The 18,669-nt window shown below is 60.6% G+C and carries 16 protein-coding genes; 1 reads left to right on the top strand and 15 read right to left on the bottom strand.

Annotated features, from left to right (window positions below; all coding sequences use genetic code 11):
• Positions 1–38: 38 nt before the first annotated feature.
• From CAF65_RS03020 to arnB, 13 genes are all read right to left on the bottom strand, one after another.
• On the bottom strand, positions 39–509 hold the full coding sequence (locus CAF65_RS03020) for an LEA type 2 family protein (protein ID WP_085714953.1): 471 nt from the start codon (positions 507–509) through the stop codon (positions 39–41).
• Between the two features lie 57 nt (positions 510–566).
• Positions 567–2,039 (bottom strand): nucleobase:cation symporter-2 family protein, encoded by a 1,473-nt coding sequence (locus CAF65_RS03025; RefSeq protein ID WP_085714954.1) that lies wholly within the window; start codon positions 2,037–2,039, stop codon positions 567–569.
• Between the two features lie 97 nt (positions 2,040–2,136).
• Positions 2,137–2,844, bottom strand: coding sequence for an HPP family protein (locus CAF65_RS03030; RefSeq protein WP_085714955.1), 708 nt, complete (start codon positions 2,842–2,844; stop codon positions 2,137–2,139).
• A gap of 161 nt (positions 2,845–3,005) precedes the next feature.
• A complete protein-coding gene (locus tag CAF65_RS03035; RefSeq protein ID WP_085715232.1) occupies positions 3,006–4,184 on the bottom strand; it encodes an MFS transporter in 1,179 nt (392 codons plus the stop codon).
• Positions 4,185–4,274: 90 nt separating this feature from the next.
• Positions 4,275–5,891 (bottom strand): glycosyltransferase family 39 protein, encoded by a 1,617-nt coding sequence (locus CAF65_RS03040; RefSeq protein ID WP_085714956.1) that lies wholly within the window; start codon positions 5,889–5,891, stop codon positions 4,275–4,277.
• Positions 5,864–7,243, bottom strand: a complete 1,380-nt coding sequence (locus CAF65_RS03045; protein ID WP_085714957.1) for a UDP-glucose/GDP-mannose dehydrogenase family protein — start codon at positions 7,241–7,243, stop codon at positions 5,864–5,866. Before CAF65_RS03045 ends, CAF65_RS03040 begins: the two co-directional genes overlap by 28 nt.
• Positions 7,240–7,641, bottom strand: coding sequence for a 4-amino-4-deoxy-L-arabinose-phosphoundecaprenol flippase subunit ArnF (gene arnF, locus CAF65_RS03050; RefSeq protein WP_085714958.1), 402 nt, complete (start codon positions 7,639–7,641; stop codon positions 7,240–7,242). The genes CAF65_RS03045 and arnF overlap by 4 nt, the downstream gene beginning before the upstream one ends.
• Positions 7,638–7,982 carry a 4-amino-4-deoxy-L-arabinose-phosphoundecaprenol flippase subunit ArnE gene (arnE, locus tag CAF65_RS03055; RefSeq protein ID WP_085714959.1) on the bottom strand — a complete coding sequence of 115 codons (345 nt, stop codon included), beginning with the start codon at positions 7,980–7,982 and terminating at the stop codon, positions 7,638–7,640. The genes arnF and arnE overlap by 4 nt, the downstream gene beginning before the upstream one ends.
• The gene (gene arnT / locus CAF65_RS03060) at positions 7,979–9,628 is read right to left on the bottom strand and encodes a lipid IV(A) 4-amino-4-deoxy-L-arabinosyltransferase (protein ID WP_085714960.1); all 1,650 of its coding nucleotides are present in this window, start codon (positions 9,626–9,628) and stop codon (positions 7,979–7,981) included. Before arnT ends, arnE begins: the two co-directional genes overlap by 4 nt.
• Complete coding sequence (gene arnD, locus CAF65_RS03065) at positions 9,625–10,509, bottom strand: 4-deoxy-4-formamido-L-arabinose-phosphoundecaprenol deformylase (protein WP_085714961.1); 885 nt, start codon at positions 10,507–10,509, stop codon at positions 9,625–9,627. Before arnD ends, arnT begins: the two co-directional genes overlap by 4 nt.
• Positions 10,509–12,500, bottom strand: coding sequence for a bifunctional UDP-4-amino-4-deoxy-L-arabinose formyltransferase/UDP-glucuronic acid oxidase ArnA (gene arnA / locus CAF65_RS03070; protein ID WP_085714962.1), 1,992 nt, complete (start codon positions 12,498–12,500; stop codon positions 10,509–10,511). The genes arnD and arnA overlap by 1 nt, the downstream gene beginning before the upstream one ends.
• A complete protein-coding gene (gene arnC / locus CAF65_RS03075) occupies positions 12,497–13,516 on the bottom strand; it encodes an undecaprenyl-phosphate 4-deoxy-4-formamido-L-arabinose transferase (RefSeq protein WP_085714963.1) in 1,020 nt (339 codons plus the stop codon). The genes arnA and arnC overlap by 4 nt, the downstream gene beginning before the upstream one ends.
• Positions 13,513–14,661, bottom strand: a complete 1,149-nt coding sequence (arnB, locus tag CAF65_RS03080) for a UDP-4-amino-4-deoxy-L-arabinose aminotransferase (protein ID WP_085714964.1) — start codon at positions 14,659–14,661, stop codon at positions 13,513–13,515. The genes arnC and arnB overlap by 4 nt, the downstream gene beginning before the upstream one ends.
• Positions 14,662–15,059: 398 nt before the next feature.
• Between arnB and xerC the strand changes: the two genes are divergently transcribed.
• A complete protein-coding gene (gene xerC, locus CAF65_RS03085; protein WP_085714965.1) occupies positions 15,060–15,998 on the top strand; it encodes a tyrosine recombinase XerC in 939 nt (312 codons plus the stop codon).
• Between the two features lie 4 nt (positions 15,999–16,002).
• Here the strand turns inward: xerC and CAF65_RS03090 are convergent, their stop codons facing one another.
• Both CAF65_RS03090 and CAF65_RS03095 read right to left on the bottom strand, forming a co-directional pair.
• Entirely contained in the window at positions 16,003–17,073 is a 1,071-nt protein-coding gene (locus tag CAF65_RS03090) for an ABC transporter ATP-binding protein (protein ID WP_085714966.1), read from the bottom strand.
• Positions 17,070–18,668, bottom strand: coding sequence for an iron ABC transporter permease (locus CAF65_RS03095; protein WP_085714967.1), 1,599 nt, complete (start codon positions 18,666–18,668; stop codon positions 17,070–17,072). The genes CAF65_RS03090 and CAF65_RS03095 overlap by 4 nt, the downstream gene beginning before the upstream one ends.
• Between the last annotated feature and the right edge of the window lies 1 nt (position 18,669).

Raw genomic sequence — 18,669 nt, forward strand, 5'->3', positions numbered from 1 at the left:
CAAATTGAATGGCATCGGTGCGGATCACTGGCAGCCTTTCAACGGCTGCCAGTGATCGGCCTTGGCAGATTGAGCGTGCCACTGTCCACGAAGCGCGTCGTGTTGAACACCCCGCCCGAGAGTTTGCCGTGCAGGATATAAGGCAGGTTGTCGAGTGTTTTCATCTGGCTGATGCCATAGGTCTGGCGGACCACCGAAAGCGCCGAAACGCTGACCGGCACGCTCACGACGGTGTCGGAAAAACGCCCGATCTCGCCCCTTTCATCGGTGACCCCAGAGGCGAATGGCTGGCCGTTGATGTCCAGGTCCAGGGCGACGCCGCTATAAGTGAGGTTGATGTCATTGGGGTTCTGCACGCGGATTTTCACGGCAAAACGCACTTCCATGCCCTCGCCTTGCAGGGGCTCGATACCCACGACGTTGACTTTTACCGGGTCTCTATAGGGCAGCGAGGAACAGGCGCTCAGGCAGAGCAGGAGGGAAATCAGGACCGCGTGGACGCTGCGCATGGACGTGCTCTCATCTGAAAAGGGCTGAGCCGCCAGCGGCTCAGCCTTCGAGCCCGTCTAGCGGTTTGACTGTGCGACCACCGCAGCCTTTGCGGGTTCATCCCTGGCGGTCACATCGGGGTTCTGCATCACCTGAAGCACGGAGGCCTCCGGATCGAATTCGTCTTCCTCCAGGTCGATGAACTCCTCGGGCAGGAAGATATTAAGAACGATAGCGCACAGCGCACCGACGGTGATGGGCGATTCGAAAATGTTGTGCAGGGCCTTGGGCAGTTCACGCAAGACTTCCGGCACGGCGGCCACACCCAGGCCCATGCCGAGTGAAATCGCCACGATCAGCATGTTGCGTCGATGCAAGCCGGCCTCGGCGAGGATCTTGATCCCGGCCACGGCGACGGTGCCGAACATCACCAGCTCAGCGCCACCCAGCACCGGCTTCGGCATCAACTGCAGCACGGCTCCGATCATCGGGAACAGACCGAGCACCACCAGCAGGCCGGCAATGAAAAACGCCACGTAGCGACTGGCCACGCCCGTGAGCTGGATCACCCCGTTGTTCTGGGCGAAGGTCACCATCGGCATGCTGTTGAACACCGCCGCCATGGCCGAGTTGAGGCCGTCGGCGAGCAGGCCGGACTTGATCCGGCGAATGTACACCGGGCCTTTCACCGGTTGCCGGGAGATCATCGAGTTGGCCGTGAGGTCACCGGCGGCCTCCAGCGGTGAAACGAGGAAAATCACCGCCACCGGAATGAACGCCACCCAATCGAAGGCGAACCCGTACTTGAATGGTACCGGTACACTCACCAGCGGGACGTCGGGCAGGCTGTTGAAGTCCACTTGCCCCATGAGCCATGCCACCACGTAGCCCAGGGTCAGGCCGATGACGATTGCTCCGAGGCGTAGAAACGGCACGTCTACCCGGTTCAATACCACGATGGTTCCCAGCACCAGCGCCGCCAGGGCCAGGTGACTGGCAGCCCCCAGGTCCGGGGCGCCGAAGCCTCCCGCGATGTCAGTCATGGCCACCTTGATCAGTGACAACCCCATCAGCGTGATGATCGTTCCGGTCACCACCGGGGTGATCAGCATGCGCAGTTTGCCGATGAACTGGCTCAACACCACTTCAATGAACGCGGCAAAAAAACACACACCGAAGATGGTCGAGAGAATCTCGTCGGTGCCGCCGCCCCGTGCCTTGACCATGAAGCCGGCACTGAGAATCACACTGATGAACGAGAAGCTAGTGCCTTGCAGGCACAACAGGCCGGAGCCCACCGGGCCAAATCGCCGCGCCTGTACGAAGGTACCCAGGCCGGAGACGAACAGCGCCATGCTGATCAGATAAGGGATTTCGCTTTGCAGCCCCAGGGCGCTACCCATGATCAGCGTCGGGGTGATGATGCCGACGAAACTCGCCAGCACATGTTGCAGGGCGGCGAAGACGGTGGCAGTCAGGTGCGGGCGGTCATCGAGGCCGTAAATCAGATCGTTGTGGCGTGGGACAGGGGCTTTTTCGGAGGCGGTCATGGTGGTTTGCGTGCCAGAAGGCGGGCCGGGTCAGAAAATGGAGGCGCAGGATGCCAGAACCGCCCGGCCACGGCAAAAGAACCTCAAAAACAGTGGCTTACAGTCGTGGCGCGAGCACCTCGCCAACGCTGCGGCGTTTGGCGTGCAGTTGGCTGGCCTGGATCAGCTGTTCGAGGTCCTCGGGTGTGACGTCATAGAACGCTTCCATATCGGCCAACGCCAGTTTCAGGTCTTCGGCGGTGATGGCCTGACGGTCGACCGGCGGGTGATCGGCGGGGATCATGATCACCGGTTCGCTGGCACTTTTTGGGTAACGAATGCGGGTCAGGTTGTTGTAGGCCAGGGCGCAGATCAGCATTGTCGCTGCGCTTAGCATTACCGGTTCAATGGCTTTCCAGCCCATGGCAATGGTGGCCGGATCGGCCAGTACCAGGGTCAGAGCCAATGCTCCGGCTGGTGGATGCAGGCACCGCAGCCAGCACATCAGGATCAGCGCCATGCCCGCGGCCAGGCAAGCGCTACCGAGGGTTCGGCCCAGCACGTGGGCCACCAGTAACGCAATCACCCCGGCACTCAGGTAGCCGCCCAGAATCGACCAGGGTTGGGCGAGCGCGCCCGAAGACACGGCAAACAGCAACACCGCCGACGCCCCCAGCGGGCCGATCAGGTGCTGGGCCACCTCAATGCCGAACACCTGGGCACAGAGCCACACGCTGAACAGCGTTCCCAAGGCCATGCCAATGGCGGCGCGGCTCCATTCGGTGGGGCGGGTGTTGATGGCAGCAGGCAACCAGCGAGCAAGCATTTCGAGAAACACTCCGGCAGAAAAAAGCGAGGCAAAAAAAAGGGCTTGGCTGGGATAACCAGAAAGCCCTTGAAGGTGTTCCAACTGTTGGGGGAGGAATGCGCACAGTGTGCCGTTCAATCATGCTACTGACAAATTCATATTAATGAGCTTTCAGTGCATTAATTTTGCTTTGAATGACTCCATCGGCCGCTTACGTAGCACAGCAAACCACCCACGGCAGCCAGTGCACTCAAGGCATAAAACATCGTCGGTGCAGGGGTGTGCATCAACATGAAGCCGCAAATCATCGGGCTCAACGCGCCGCCAAGCGCAGCGAGGTTTTGTGCGCCGTAATAGCTGCCGCGCAGTTCTTCCGGAGCCAGGGTGTCGACGAAGAGAAACTCGGCCGGGTAAATGATGATTTCACCGAGAGTGAAGATAAACATCGCCACGCACCAGCTCACCAGGCTGTCTGCCAGGCTGAAGCCGATCAGCCCGAGGATGAACAGGCCGGTGCCGGCAATAATCCATTGGCGCAGTTGCTCGCGCTTGAGAAAGCGCCCGATCTGGTATTGCAACAAGATCACGCTGATGGCGTTGCAGGCGAGCAGGGCGGCCATGATTTCCATGGTGTGACGGGAATTGCTGATCACCAGCAGGTACTGCGACAGGTAAAACGTGAATCGCCCGTGCACCACCGTGCTGAGCAGGCAACCGGCGGTGAACGTGATCAGGGTGCGGTCGTTTTTCAGGGTGATCAGGGTTTTGAGAAAACTCTGCGCTTGACCGGCCAGGGAAACACTGGCCGGGTTTCCGGGAATGCCAGTCATCAGGAACATACTGAAAAAAGCGATGGCCGCAGCGATCAGGAACGGCGCACTGGCAAAGGCGCCGGCGATCAGCACACCGAGCATCGGCCCGACCGCGTAGCCAATGTTGGTCAGCGTATAGCTGAGGGAAAACGCCTTGGCGCGCTGGCCCACCTCAAGGTTGTCGCTGAGGATCGCTTTCGAACCGATCAGGAACAGTGATGAGGCGGTTTCGGTGACGATCAGGGTGATCGTTGTCAGGTAGAGGTTTTCAGCAAAGGTCAGCAACACCAGGCCGATAGCACTGGACGCCATCGAGAGAACAAGCAATCGGCGTTTTTCGAAGCGATCGATGATGTAGCCGCCGTAGAGTGAGAGCAGGGTGGCGACGAACACTGCAATGCCGAGCAGCAAGCCAACGTCCTGTTGGTTGAGGCCAAGCTTGTCACTGACGAACAGCGTGAGCAGCGGGCTGGTGATGGCGCGGCTGACGACAATGGTCAGCGAGCAGATCAGCAGGCGGCGGATGAGGGGGGAGTAGGTGGTCACGGCGTGAATGTCCTTATTCGATCGGGCCGGCATCAGCCCGATCATGGGCGCTACTCTAACAGTCGGACGATTCGATTGTTGCCACGGGGTTTACTTGAGGTGCAGCAGCACGAAATCATTGTTGTCGAAGCGCCCGCTAAGTACGGGCGGCAATGCACCAATAGCCGTGCCTTGCAATGTCTCGTACGCATTCAGGCCCATCATCACCCACGCCGGGCCCTTCAGGGTTTCAAGTTCCCCAGGGGAGTCGGTGAACACCGGGTGCAGTTCCTGTGGGATGTTGACCATGAACTTGATGGCCTTCGCATCTTTGCCCATGCCGTGCATCACCAGCGGTGCCGGGTCTTCTTGCACCTGTTCAAACGCCTCGCGGCTGAAGGTCCGGGTATCGTAGAGCTGTCGTTGAACTGGCTCGAACTGCAGGATGTAGAACGACCAGAGTGCCAGGACCGCGCAAAGGGCCAGTGCCTCTGTTCGCCAGCGGGGCTGCTTGAGAGCTGTCACAGCAACCACTTGCAGCACACCGAGAATAATGAACAACGAAGCGAGGTGAGCCACTTCATCGGGAAATTTTCGTCGCACAACCAGCAAGGTCACGATCAGCAGCCCTGGGATCAGCAGCCACAGTCCCTGCATCAACCTGCGCAGCCAGGCAAACAATCGACCCTGTGTGGCGTAGAACGGATAGGCCGCCATGATTGCCGCCATGGGCAGCATCGGCAGCAGGTAGCGGGCTTTTTTCGCTTGGGGGATCGAGAGACCAATCATCACGATCAGCCCTGCGGCGAAGCAGTATTGCAACAGGCGCAATGCCGGGCCGGTTTCCCGGCGGCCGGAGATTCCGACCGCCAACAGCGCCAGCACCGCCAAGGGCCACGCTAATGCGTAATTACCTACCGAACTGGTGAAGTAATACAGCAAATCGTTGGAACCTTCGGTGCCGTCCATGCGCCCCATGAACTGCATGCGAATCACGTCTTGCAAAAATGCCGGGCCGCCACTGATGTCCGCCAGCCACAGCAACAGCCCGACGCACATCGCCAGCAGTGCCGATGCCAGCAAGCCGAAGACAATCAGTCGTCGCCATTGGCGATCGACCAGGAAATAGCTGCAGAGTATCCCTGCAGGAATGACCAGGCCGATTGGCCCACGAATCCAGAAGCCCAGCATCAGCAAGGCAAAGATCAGAACCTGGCGGCGCGGCGCTGCGAAGTGATCGGCGGCATAGCCAAGGTAGAACACGCTGAATGCGACGGCCGTCAGCATAAGGTCGAGGGAAACGGCGCGGGTTTCCGTGATGAAGGTGTTGGTCAACAGCATCAAGGCGATGCTCAGTAATGCCCAACGCGTGGAGTAGGGCGCCAGCAGGCGGTACATCAATGTGACGATGACCGCTGCGGCGATGGCGCTCGGCAGCCACGCGGTCAGGCTGGTGACCCGGCCGAACGGCAGTGAAAGCAGCCAGATGAATATTGTTGAAAGTCCCGAATAGTCTGCGTAGGGCTGGCCATAGGTCGTCGGAAAAAACGACGGCCCATTGCGCAGCATCTCCTGGGCGAACAGCACGAAGCGCGAATCGAAACCGATGGCCGCCTGCTGATACATCCCGGCGCAGAACAACAACAGCGCCAACAGACCCAGCGCGAGGGACTGTTGGCGGATGTGAGGGATCATGAGGTTCAGGCGACTACTGGTTCGGCTGACCATTGCTGGTAAGGCATCGGCAATTTGCGCGATTCGCCCCGGCCGATCGGGAAGTAGGTGAAACCGATGCGTGCCAGGCGGTCCGCGTCGTACAGGTTGCGACCGTCGAAGATCACCGGTGCATTGAGCCGCTGCTGGATCAGCTCGAAGTCTGGCGCCTTGAACTGTTGCCATTCGGTGCAGATGATCAGCGCATCGGCACCGGACAGGACCGACTCAGGCGTACCCATGAGCATCAGTTTCGATTCATCGGGATACAGCTTCTGGGTTTCCTGCATGGCTTCCGGATCGAACGCACGGACATTCGCCCCGGCAGCCCACAACGATTCCAGCAACACCCGGCTCGGTGCATCGCGCATGTCGTCGGTGTTTGGCTTGAACGCCAGGCCCCACAAGGCAAAGGTCCTGCCACGCAAGTCGCCCTTGTAGAACGCGTTGATGCGGTCGAACAGTTTGTGTTTCTGCCGCTCGTTGATGGCTTCCACCGCTTGCAGCAGGTCGCTGGAGCAATGGGCCTCTTCGGCGCTGTGGATCAGGGCGCGCATGTCCTTGGGGAAGCATGAGCCACCGTAGCCGCAACCGGGGTAGATGAAGTGGTAGCCGATACGCGAGTCGGCCCCAATGCCCAGGCGTACCGATTCGATGTCGGCCCCCAGGTGTTCGGCCAGCTCGGCGATCTGGTTGATGAAGCTGATCTTGGTCGCCAGCATGCAGTTGGCGGCATATTTGGTCAGTTCGGCACTGCGCAGGTCCATGAACATGATGCGTTCATGATTGCGGTTGAAAGGCGAGTACAGGTCACGCATCACTTCACGTACTTCATCGCGTTCACAGCCGACGACGATACGGTCCGGGCGTCGGCAGTCGGAAACGGCCGAACCTTCTTTCAAGAATTCCGGGTTGGAGACGATATCGAACTGCAAGACACGCCCGGCATTGAGCAGGCATTTGTCGATGTGTGCACGCAAGGCGTCGCCGGTGCCGACGGGAACGGTGGATTTTTCCACCAGGATCGCCGGTTGCTCGCGATGCCGTGCCACGGCTTCGCCCACCGACATCACATAGCGCAAATCCGCTGAACCGTCGTCCCGGGACGGAGTACCGACCGCGATGAACAGTACCTGTCCGTGTTGTACCGCGAACTTTTCGTCGCTGGTGAACTGCAACCGTTTGGCGTCGAGGCCTTCGCGCACCAGGCTGGCCAGCCCGGGTTCGAAAATACTCACGTGGCCCTGTTTGAGCAGCTCGACTTTTTGCTCGTCAACGTCCATGCAGACCACGTCGTGGCCAACTTCCGCCAGTACCGCAGCCTGCACCAGGCCAACATAACCGCTACCAAATACACTTATTTTCATGGGGCACTCCTTAATTCAGGCGCACGAGCAGGTCGAGAATTGATGGTAATGACGCCGAGGATGACCAATGTCACGCCAAGGCTTTTTGTAAGGCTGAACGTTTCGTTGAACAGCGGCAGGCTGGCGGCCAGCAGGTACACCAGCGCGTAGCTGATGCTCAGCAACGAGTAGGCACGACCCAGGGGCAGGTCCCGCAGGGCGGCGAGCCAGCAGAGCATCGACAGGGCGTAGGCGCAGATGGCCACGAGCACCACGGCAACGGCCGTGAAGTCGATGTGAGCGGTGAGCCATTGTTCGGGTTGTGGCAGGTGACTCATGCTCCAGCGCATGCCCAATTGGGCGGCGCTGACCAGCAACACGCTGCCCAGTGCGAAGGTAATACCGCGTCTCAGGTTCATGCGTGTTGCCCCAGCAATGCCACGCCACCGATCACCAGCGCTACACCCAGCCAGTGGCGGCGGTCGATGGTTTCGTGGAACACGAAACGCGCAATCAGGGTGATCAACACGAAGTTCAGGCTGAGCATCGGGTAGGCAATCCCGACTTCCAGGCGTTGCAGCACCAGCAGCCACACCAGCAGGCCCAGTCCCAAAGAGGCCAGGGCCAGCCAAAGCCAGGGCGAGCGCAGTTTTTCCATCCAGCCGGAAGGTTTGCCACGCCAGCTTTCCACCGCATATTTCTGGGCGATCTGGCCCAGGCAGGTGAGCAGGCAGGCGACCAGTAGCAATAGCAGGCTCATAGCGTCGCCTGAGGGATGATCAATATCACCAGGTTGCCTTGTTCGTAGCGCTTGCCCTCTTTGGGCAATTGATCAAGTTCGCGCAGCTCTTCCTCGCCCTTGACCCGCATGACCACGCCTACCGAGCCAAGCTGGCGGGCATCGTGCATCCACTGTTGCACCTGGTCGGGGCCGACGCGCTGCTTGAGCGAATCAGGATAGGCAAGGCCATATTTCAATTCGCCTATCGTGTTGAAAAAAGCCACTTCCGGCCGTTTCACCCGCCACGACAACGCCGATGCGGCACCGAGGTCGTTGCTCAACAACCTGGCGCTCTGGCCGAGTTCCTGGGCGTGATCGAGGATGAATTGGTCAGGGGTTTTGTTGGCGACTACGGAATTGGGCAGTCCGGCAGGCACCAAACCGATGAGCAACAGGCTGCCAAAAGCCGGGGCTGCCCAGCACTGCAGCGGGCGGAAGGCCTGCAGCAGGTTGGCCATGATCCAGCCGATCAAGCCGATGAACACCAACACCAGGTTGTGCAGTTCATGATTGTAAATCGGCTTTTTCAGTTGCAGATAAACCAGGGCCAGCAGAGTGACCACGCCTACCACCAGGTTCAGCAGGCCGTTGATGCCCAGGGCGCGACCTTGCTCCAGCTTCAATCGATCGGCCAGTGCATGGCCGAGCAACAGCGCCAGAGGTAAAAGGCACGGCAGGATGTAGGCAGGCAGTTTGCCCTTGCTCAGGCTGAAGAAAAACAACGGCATCCACAGCCACAGCAACAGGAAAGCGATATTGGACTGGCGTCGGGTCTGCCAGGCTTGCTTGAACGCCGGCGGCAGCAATGCAACCCACGGCATGCTGAAAGCCACCAGCAGAGGCAGGTAATACCACCATGGCGCATCGTGCTGGGCATCCTCCCCGGCAAAACGGCGGATATGTTCATGCCAGAAGAAAAACCGCCAGTAGTCAGGCTCCTGGGCGTGTACGGCCAGGGCCCATGGCAAGCTGACGGCAATGGCGACCACGACCGCCACCGGGCCGTAGACCAGCAGTTCACGCCAGCGTTTTTGCCAGATCATCCAGGGCAGGGCGATCAACACTGGCAGCAACCAGGCCAGGAAGCCCTTGGTCATGAACCCCATGCCGCAGGCCAGGCCCAGCACCGCCCAGGCGATCAGGCGTTGACGGCGGCCGACGCTGTCCAGTGCAAACCACAAGGCCACCAGGCTCAGGTTGACCCAGAGCGTGAATTGCGGATCGAGGTTGGCATACCCCGCCGAAGCGGCAATGACCGAGAAACTCATGTACAGCAGTGCGCTGGCGAAACTCTTGCGCGGTTCGTTCCACATCCGGCGGGCGACCAGGTAGCACAGCAACACACTCAAGCCGGTGCTCAGTGCCGAGGCGAAACGCACCCCGAAGAGGTTCTGGCCGAACAGCGCCTGACCGATGGCAATCATCCAGTAGCCAGCCGCGGGTTTTTCGAAATAGCGCACGTCCATGAAATGCGGCGACACCCAGTTGCCGCTCAGGAGCATGCCCTGGCTGATCTGGGCGTAGCGGGTTTCGTCAGGAATCCATAAGCCATGACTGCCCAGTGGCAGCAGGTAGGCCAGCGCGACCATGACCAGCAATATCGGCAAAGCCCAGCGTTTGCTCATGCGCCTTGCACTCCCAGCCAGCCTTCGCGACCTTCGAGCGCACCGCGTACCACGCGGCCGATCGGCAAACTGTCAGGGGCCTCGGGCAACAAGTCGCCCAAGGGTTGAAAACGGATGTCCCGCTGATGTGCATCACTCAGCAGTTGACGGAAATCGTTGGCCATCAGAATCCCTTCTACCTCGGCATGGATCGTGTAGACATTGAGTTTTTCCGGGGTGAACCGGTCCAGGATGAACGAGTTGAAATCCTTGGCGGCGACGGTCGGCCCGACCACTTCGTCGAAGGTCGGCAGGTCCACCGGTATTTGTGGCGCGCCCGGACGACCATCGGCCAATCGTGGCTGGAACAGGCTCAGGCCGCGACAATCGCTGTTGTAGCGAAAGCCGAAACCCTGCTTGGCTTCGATCACGCGCTCGTCGGCACGCCAGCCGGCGGACGCCGAGCAGGTGATCTTTTCCCCGAGAATGTCGCTGAGGGTGTCCACGCCACGGCGTATCTGTTCGACCAGTTGTGCGTCGCTCCAGCGGCCGGCGTTGGCTTGCCAGCCATGGTGATCCCAGGCGTGCAGGCCAACCTCATGCCCGGCATCCCGGGCCTGGCGCATCAAGTGCCCCAGGTCGCGGCCGATCGGTTTTCCAGGCCATGCGGTGCCGGCAAGCAGGATGTCCCAGCCATACAGGCCGGCTGCGTTGGAACGGAGCATTTTCCAGAGAAACTGTGGACGGATGAGGCGCCACAAGTGGCGCCCCATGTTGTCCGGCCCGACACTGAAGAAGAACGTCGCCTTGACCTGAGCTTCATCAAGGATTTCCAGCAGCCGGGGCACCCCTTCACGGGTGCCCCGGTACGTGTCGACATCGATCCGCAGTCCAGCCTGCATCAGCGCTTGTCCGCGATTTCGAGCATGGCTTCACGCAGGAAGAAGTCCAGGGTGTTGCCGATGGTTTCGCTCATTTCCACGGTCGGCGTCCAGTCCAGCAGGCGCTTGGCGTTGGCGATGCTTGGCTTGCGGTGCGACACGTCCTGGTAACCGGTGCCGTAGAACGCCTTGCTTTCGATGTCGCGGAAACCGGCGAACGGAGGGAAGTTGGCGCGCAGCGGGTGAGCTTCGAACTGACGCAGCAGCTCTTCGCCCAACTGACGGATGCTGGCCTCGTTCTCCGGGTTGCCGATGTTGATGATCTGGCCGTTGCAGACATCGTTGTCGTTGTCGATGATCCGTGCCAGCGCTTCCACACCGTCGGCGATGTCGGTGAAGCAGCGTTTTTGCTCGCCACCGTCGAACAGGCGAATCGGCGTCCCTTCCACCAGGTTCAGGATCAACTGGGTAATCGCGCGGGAGCTGCCGATACGGGCAGAATCCAGGCGATCGAGGCGTGGACCCATCCAGTTGAACGGACGGAACAGGGTGAAGTTCAGACCCTTCTGGCCATAAGCCCAGATCACGCGGTCCAGCAGTTGCTTGGAGACCGAGTAGATCCAGCGCTGTTTGTTGATCGGACCGACCACCAGGTTGGAGCTGTCTTCGTCGAAGTTAGGGTCCTGGCACATGCCATAGACTTCCGACGTCGACGGGAAGATCACGCGCTTGTTGTACTTGACGCAGTAGCGAACCAGTTTCAGGTTCTCTTCGAAGTCCAGTTCGAATACACGCAGCGGGTTACGGGTGTATTCGATTGGCGTCGCGATGGCCACCAGCGGCAGCACCACGTCGCACTTCTTGATGTGGTACTCGATCCACTCGGAGTGGATGCTGATGTCGCCTTCGACGAAGTGGAAGTTCGGGTGGCTGCGCAGGCGCTCGATGGCGTCCGAACCGATATCCAGGCCGTAGACTTCGTAGCGGTCGTCGCGCAGCAGGCGCTCGGACAAGTGGTTGCCGATGAAGCCGTTGACACCGAGGATCAGCACGCGGGTGCGACGCGGGGCACGACCGGATTCGGCACCGCGCAGCACGGAACCGTCCACCAGGCCCAGTTCGTTGGCCAGTTGCGGGCCGCTCAGGTACAGGCCGTTGTCGTTGCGCTGGCCGGCATTGATGATCAGCGAGTCTTCACCGCAGGCGATGCGCAGCGGATCGACGCTGATGACGCGGCCCGGCGCCAGACCTTCGTTGCCCTTGGCGACTTCGGCGCTCCAGACAATCAGCTTGTGCTCGCCCACCGCGCAGAAGGCGCCCGGGTATGGCTGGGTCACGGCGCGGACCAGGTTGAACAGTTCTTCGGCCGGTTTGGCCCAGACCAGCTTGCCGTCAGCCGGGGTGCGACGGCCGAACACCGTGGCTTTGGATTCGTCTTGCGGTGTTTCGCTGGCTTTGCCTTGCAGCAGCGCCGGCAAGGTGTCGCGAAGCAGGTCAGCGGCCGCCACGCGCAGTTTGCCGTGCAGGCTCAGGGCGGTGTCGCTGCGCTCGATCGCAACCTTTTGCTGGGAGACGATGGCGCCCGCATCGGCGCGCTTGACCATGCGGTGCAGGGTCACGCCGGTTTCCGTTTCGCCGTTGACCAGCACCCAGTTGGCCGGTGCGCGACCACGGTAGCGTGGCAGCAGGGAACCGTGCAGGTTGAACGCGCCTTTACGGGCCGTGGCCAGCAGCGTTTCGCTCAGCAGGTTGCGGTAGTAGAAGGAGAAAATGTAGTCGGGGTCGAGCTTGGCGATACGCTCGATCCACAACGGATGGTTGGCATCTTCCGGTGCATGCACGGCAATGCCGTGGCGGGCGCACAGCTGTGCGACGGAACCGTAGAACGCGTTCTCCTTCGGATCGTCGGCGTGGGTGAACACCGCAGCAATCTGGAAACCGGAGGCGAGCAGGGATTCGATGCCGGCGCAGCCAATATCGTGATAGGCGAAGACAACAGCTTTTGCACTCATGAAGGAACCTGATCTGAAGAAGTGGAAGTAAGGCCGTCGACGGTAACAACGGAAGCGGGGGAATCGGGCTGGCTACGCAGCACCTTTTCAATGAAGAAGCGCGGACGTGCGCGCACGTCGCTGTACATGCGGCCCAGGTATTCACCCAGCAGGCCCATGCCGATGAATTGGCCACCGGTGAAGACGAACAGCACGGCGAACAGTACGAAGGTACCGCCACCGGCCCAGCCGGCGCCGAACACCAGGCGCAGCATGATCAAGGCCATGGCGAACAGCACGCCCAGGGCCGCCATGCCGACGCCGACGATGCTCAGCAGTCGCAGAGGCGTGGTGGTCATGCAGGTGACCAGGTCGAACATCAGGTTGATCAGGCGCATGGGGCTGTACTTGGAATCGCCGTGTTCACGCTCGGCGTGGGTCACGAGGATTTCCGTGGTGTGGCGGGCAAAGCTGTTGGCCAGGATCGGAATGAAGGTGCTGCGCTCACGGCAGGCGAGCATGGCGTCGACGATAGTGCGCCGGTAAGCGCGAAGCATGCAGCCGTAGTCGCTCATGGCCACGCCGGTGGAACGTTGCACGGCCAGGTTGATCAGTTTCGATGGCCAGCGGCGCAAGGCCGAGTCCTGGCGGTTGTTGCGCACCGTCGCGACGACGTCATAGCCAAGTTCGGCCTGTGCGATCAGTCGCGGGATTTCTTCGGGCGGGTTTTGCAGGTCGGCATCGAGGGTGATGACGACATCGCCCTTGCACTGTTCGAAACCGGCCATGATCGCCGCGTGCTGACCGTAGTTGCGGTTGAGGATCACCGCCACCACCGGGCTGCCTTCGCGGGAGGCGGCGTCCTCCAGTATCTGCGCGGAGTCGTCGCGGCTGCCGTCGTCGACCAGCACGATTTCGTAGGCCTGGTGCAACTGCTGGCAAGCGGCTTCGGTGCGCCGGAGCAGTTCAGGCAGGCTGTCCTGTTCGTTGTAGACCGGAATGACGATCGAAACGAAATTGATTGGGTAAGGTCTCAAAGGCTTCTGTCCATACAGTTTTCGATGGCACCGACAACGCGCTCGACATCATCGGTGGTCATGTCGGGGAACAACGGGATCGAACACAGCCGCGCCGAATTCCATTCGGTGTTGGGCAGGTACAGGTTGGGGTAACGCTGGCGGTAGTAAGTGTGCAGGTGAGTTGCAATGAAGTGAATACCGGTGCCGATATTCTGTTCCTGGAGGGCTTTCATGAACGCTTCGCGATCCAGCCCGCACTGCTCGGCGTCGATGCGCAGGATGAACAGGTGCCAGGCATGTTTTTGCGAATAGGCGGGGACGGTCAGCGGTTGTACCGGCAAACCTTCCAGGCGCTGCAGGTAGGCCTGGGCCAGCTGAGTGCGCCTGGCGTTGATCTCGTCCAGACGTTCCAGTTGTACCAGTGCGATGGCCGCGTTGATGTCGGCCAGGTTGTACTTGAAGCCGGGCTCGACCACCTGGGCCTGGGGCTTGCGGCCGTGGGTCAGGCGGTCGTAGGCATCGACCCCCAGCCCGTGAAACTTGAGCATGCGTACCCGCGAGGCCAGGGCTTCATCGTCGCTGACGAACATCGCGCCTTCGGCGCAGGTCATGTTCTTGATCGCGTGGAACGAAAAGATCGCCGTGCCTTTGGAGCCGACGTGACGACCTTTGTAGAGAGTACCTGCGGCGTGGGCGGCGTCTTCGATCACGGCAATACCGTGTTTGTCGGCCAGCGCGTAGAGCGGATCAAGATCGAATGCCGCACCGGCGTAATGCACCGGGATGATGGCTTTGGTGCGCGGGGTGATTGCTGCTTCGATACTGGCCACGTCGGTCATCAGCGTATCGCGGTCGACGTCGACGAACACCGGTGTGGCACCCAGCAGGGTGATTATGTTGGCGGTGGACACCCAGGTCTGCGACGGTGTAATGACTTGATCGCCGGGACCAATGCCCAGTGCCAGAAGGGTGATATGCATCCCGCCGGTGGCCGAGGACAGTGCCACGGCATGCCGGCAACCGACGTAGTTGGCGAAGTGTTCTTCCAGTGCCTGGTTCTTCGGCCCGGTAGTGATCCACCCGGAGCGCAATACTTGCTCTACGGCAGCGATTTCTTCGTCGCCGATGCTGGGACGGGAGAAAGGGAGAAACGCCTGACTCATAGGCACCTCAGGGGCTGAAAACGTAAATAGCCTTTGAGGCTAAAGAAGGATCCAAAAATAAGCATAGACGCTAAATCAGAATCTGCATCAAATCAACTAGTTACTGGATGGAGGCGAAAAAACCGTGTCAGTTGACTTCTCTCGTCATGGCCGGCAGGTTGGGCATCCATTGGGGTGCGCCGACTTTACAGAAGGTTATGCCCGATTTTGTGAAAGGAACATGAAAAAACGGTTGGGGAATCGTTTTATCTGAAGGCTATTAAGGCGCTGTTCAGACTTCTTCCATTCATTGCGTTTTTTAGGAGAATTCCCACAGCAATAATGTTTTTTACATGATTGTTATTTAACCTCTTAGTTTAGTTGTTTCATTGAACTGTTTACATTCAAGGCCGTTTCGTTTGATTGACTTACCTGTAACTGATTCACGCATATCCCTCACCAATCCGCTGACCCTGTATCTGGCGCGACTGGCGCCGTCCAGCCAACTGACCATGCGTTACGTGCTGCAGGATGCCGCCGACCGCCTGGGCTTCGAAGATTACGATATCGAGGAGATACCCTGGCACAACTTGCAGCCCGAAGACGTGATCGCACTCGTGGCCACTTTGCGTTCCGATGGTTATGCGCCCAACACGTCCTCGCTGTATGTCAACGCGGTGCGCGGGGTGATGAACGAAGCGTGGCGCATGAGCCTGATCTCTCAGGAACATCTGTTGAAGATGCGTACGGTGAAGAGCATGGCCGGTACACGGCTGTCCCAGGGGCGCAATCTCAGGCGGACGCTGATTCAGGAACTGATGGCGGTCTGCGCGGCGGATCCGAGGCCGCAAGGCCTGCGGGATGCCGCGATCATCGGGATTCTGTACGGCTCGGGGATGCGCAAGTCCGAATCGGTGAACCTGGAGCTGAGTCAGGTCGATTTCGCCGAGCGCAGCCTGCGGGTGACTGCCAAGGGCAACAAGCAGTTGATCAAGTACGCCCCGGCCTGGGCCTTCGCCAAGCTGGAAGCCTGGCTTGAGCTGCGCCGTTCGTTGCTCAAGGACGGAGAGTCGGATGACCCGTTCCTGTTCAACCGCATCCGCCGTGGCAGCCATATCACCCGTGAGCGCATCACCAAACATGCGATCTACTACATTGCCCGGCAACGGGGCGCGCAGGTCGGGGTGAAAATCATGCCCCACGACTTCCGGCGTTCGTTCATAACCCGGGTGATCGAAGAGCATGACCTGTCGATTGCGCAGAAGCTGGCCCACCACAGCAATATCCAGACCACGGCCAACTACGATGTGCGCGACGACAACGAGCGCCGTCGGGCAGTGGATCGATTCGATCTGTGAACGATCAGATCTCGCTCAGCACATGGGCGTGGCCAATGGTCGAGACCTGAACCGAGCTGCCGGCGGGTGGCGCATACATGCCTGAACTGCGCACCAGCAGTGATCGACCCGGTTGCTCGCGGCGGGTCAATGGCTGCAGTTCCACCGTCAGCGTGCAGGTGTTGCCGCTGAAGTCCCGATCGGTGACTACAGCCCGGCAACCGCTGGCTTCCGGGTCGTTGGGCAGGATGCTGGCCAGTTGCAGCTGTTCGGGGCGCAGCATGATCTGCGCCGAGCTGTTGTTGCGGTGGTTGTTGACCGGGATCCGCCCCAGGTCGCAGTGGGCCCAACCGGCCTCGATGCGCGCGGGCATGACCACGGCATCCCCCAGGAACAGGGCGGTCTGTTCGTCTTCGGGGTAGCGGTACAGGTCCAGTGGATGGCCTGACTGCACCAGCCGGCCATGGCGCATCACCGCCAACTGGTCGGCGAACGACAGCGCTTCACTCTGGTCATGGGTGACCAGAATGGTAGTGACGCCTGCGTCTTCCAGCAGCCGCGCAACCATCTTGCGCATTGCGGCGCGCAATCCGGTGTCGAGCGCCGAGAACGGCTCGTCCAGCAGCATCAGCCGTGGCTGTTGCGCCAATGCCCGGGCCAGGGCCACTCGCTGTTGCTGGCCGCCGGACAGTTCGTGAGGCCAACGCTCGGCCATCTTCGCATCCAGTGCCACGCTGTCCATCAGTTCAGCGACTCGCTGCTGTTTTTCAGTGCCTTTGGTGGCCAAGCCGAAGCCGATGTTCGCCGCCACGGTCATGTGCGGAAACAGGGCGCCGTCCTGCGGCACGTAGCCGATCAGGCGCTGATGCGCCGGCACTTCGTGGGTGCCATCGACCAGGGTCTGGCCATTGAGCGAAAGACGCCCGGAATCGGGGAATTCGAAGCCGGCAATCATCCGCAGCAACGTGGTCTTGCCTGAGCCTGAAGGGCCGACGATGACCGTGCGACTGCCGCTTGGCACCGACAGGCTGACGTTGTCCAGAGCGCAATGGGCGCCATAGGACTTGTAGAGGGCATTCAATTCAAGAGTGTTCATCGGCCAGCCGTTTTTTTCGATTGGTGATAAAGAAGTCCGGTCAACGGAAGCGACAGCACAACCATCAATAAGGCGTAGGGCGCAGCAGCGGCATAATCGATTTCGCTGGTCATGGCCCAGAATCCGGTTGCCAGCGTGCGCGTGCCGTTAGGGGCCAGCAGCAGGGTGGCGGTCAGTTCGTTGGTGATGGCCAGGAACACCAGCGCCGCGCCGGCGGCTGCCCCCGGTGCGGCCAAGCGCAAGGTGATCAGCCACAGGGCCCGGGCTGGCGAGCGGCCAAGGCTGCGCGCGATGTTTTCCAGCTCCACCGGGGCCTGGGCAATGCCTGCGCGCAGGCTCACCAGGGCGCGGGGCAAGAACATCAGCAGATACGCCAGCAGCACGGTGAAGGTGGTCTGGTAAATCGGCCGGGCAAAATGGATCGTGACGGTCACCAGCGCCAGCGCCACGATAATGCCGGGCAAGGAACTGGTGATGTAGTTGCAGCTTTCCAGCACCCGTTGCATTCGGCCGGGGTAGCGGATCGACAGCCAGGCAATCGGGATCGCCGCGCCGGTGGTCAGCGCCGCACCGGCGACGCCGAGCAGCAGGGTTTGCTCCAGAGCGGGCAACAGCTCGGCCATGTTCCAGACTTCCATACCGCCGGCGATGAGCCATTTGCCCAGGGTGATCAGTGGAACACCCAGGGCCAGGGCGCAAGTCACGGTTTGCAGGGCCAACGCCAGCAGCGTTGAAGTGGTTTTCAGGACGACCACCCGTTGCTCCCGCGCGCTTCCCGAACCGACGCGAGCGTAACGTGCCGAACCCCGGGCGGCGGATTCGGCCGTCAACATTGCCAGGCAACACAGCGCCAGCACGCTGGCCAGCATGTGCGCCGCTGCGCCGTTGAAGGTCGACTTGAACTGATCGAAAATCGCGGTGGTAAAGGTGTCGAAGCGGATCATGGCATACAGGCCGTACTCGGCCAGCAGGTGCAGACCGACCAGCAAGGCGCCGCCGCAGATCGCCAGACGCAATTGCGGCAACACCACGCGGAAAAACACTTTCCAGGGTTTGAGCCCCATGGATTCGGCGACGTCCTCGATGGCCGGGTCAAGTCGGCGCAAGGTGGCCGCCACCGGCAAATACAAGAACGGGAAGTAGGCGATGACCGAGACCAGGACACCGGCAAACAAGCCGTGGATCGGCGGTACCAGGCTGACCCAGGCGTAGCTGTGAACGAATGCAGGCACTGCCAGCGGTGCAGTGGCCAGCAACGACCACCAGCGTCGTCCCGGCAGATTCGTGCGTTCTGTGAGCCACGCCAGCGTCACCCCCAGCGCCACGCACAAGGGAATCGTCAGCAGCACCAGCAACACAGTGTTGACCAACAGTTCACCGACCCGAGGGCGGAACACCAGGGTCACGACGGTTGACCAGCCTGTCTGCAGGGACACGCCAATAACGTAAGCGATCGGTAGCAGTGCCAGTAATGAAACCAGCACCGACAAACCGATCACCCATACACCGCCACGTCCCGCAAAGACTCCGCGGGATCGTCGACGTAATGTTGCGGGTGTCGCCTCAGCGACCTCCGCAGGCAGGGTTTCAGGCATC

It is taken from the genome of Pseudomonas sp. B28(2017) (genome assembly GCF_002113025.1).
In the GTDB taxonomy this organism is placed as follows: Bacteria; Pseudomonadota; Gammaproteobacteria; order Pseudomonadales; family Pseudomonadaceae; genus Aquipseudomonas.

What these genes read in the sequence shown, in the direction of transcription:
- CAF65_RS03020 (WP_085714953.1), bottom strand. Translation starts at nt 509, where the DNA reads ATGCGCAGCGTCCACGCGGTCCTGATTTCCCTCCTGCTCTGCCTGAGC.
- CAF65_RS03025 (WP_085714954.1), bottom strand. Translation starts at nt 2,039, where the DNA reads ATGACCGCCTCCGAAAAAGCCCCTGTCCCACGCCACAACGATCTGATT.
- CAF65_RS03030 (WP_085714955.1), bottom strand. Translation starts at nt 2,844, where the DNA reads ATGCTTGCTCGCTGGTTGCCTGCTGCCATCAACACCCGCCCCACCGAA.
- CAF65_RS03040 (WP_085714956.1), bottom strand. Translation starts at nt 5,891, where the DNA reads ATGGTCAGCCGAACCAGTAGTCGCCTGAACCTCATGATCCCTCACATC.
- CAF65_RS03045 (WP_085714957.1), bottom strand. Translation starts at nt 7,243, where the DNA reads ATGAAAATAAGTGTATTTGGTAGCGGTTATGTTGGCCTGGTGCAGGCT.
- arnF (WP_085714958.1), bottom strand. Translation starts at nt 7,641, where the DNA reads ATGAACCTGAGACGCGGTATTACCTTCGCACTGGGCAGCGTGTTGCTG.
- arnE (WP_085714959.1), bottom strand. Translation starts at nt 7,982, where the DNA reads ATGAGCCTGCTATTGCTACTGGTCGCCTGCCTGCTCACCTGCCTGGGC.
- arnT (WP_085714960.1), bottom strand. Translation starts at nt 9,628, where the DNA reads ATGAGCAAACGCTGGGCTTTGCCGATATTGCTGGTCATGGTCGCGCTG.
- arnD (WP_085714961.1), bottom strand. Translation starts at nt 10,509, where the DNA reads ATGCAGGCTGGACTGCGGATCGATGTCGACACGTACCGGGGCACCCGT.
- arnA (WP_085714962.1), bottom strand. Translation starts at nt 12,500, where the DNA reads ATGAGTGCAAAAGCTGTTGTCTTCGCCTATCACGATATTGGCTGCGCC.
- arnB (WP_085714964.1), bottom strand. Translation starts at nt 14,661, where the DNA reads ATGAGTCAGGCGTTTCTCCCTTTCTCCCGTCCCAGCATCGGCGACGAA.
- CAF65_RS03090 (WP_085714966.1), bottom strand. Translation starts at nt 17,073, where the DNA reads ATGAACACTCTTGAATTGAATGCCCTCTACAAGTCCTATGGCGCCCAT.
- CAF65_RS03095 (WP_085714967.1), bottom strand. Translation starts at nt 18,668, where the DNA reads ATGCCTGAAACCCTGCCTGCGGAGGTCGCTGAGGCGACACCCGCAACA.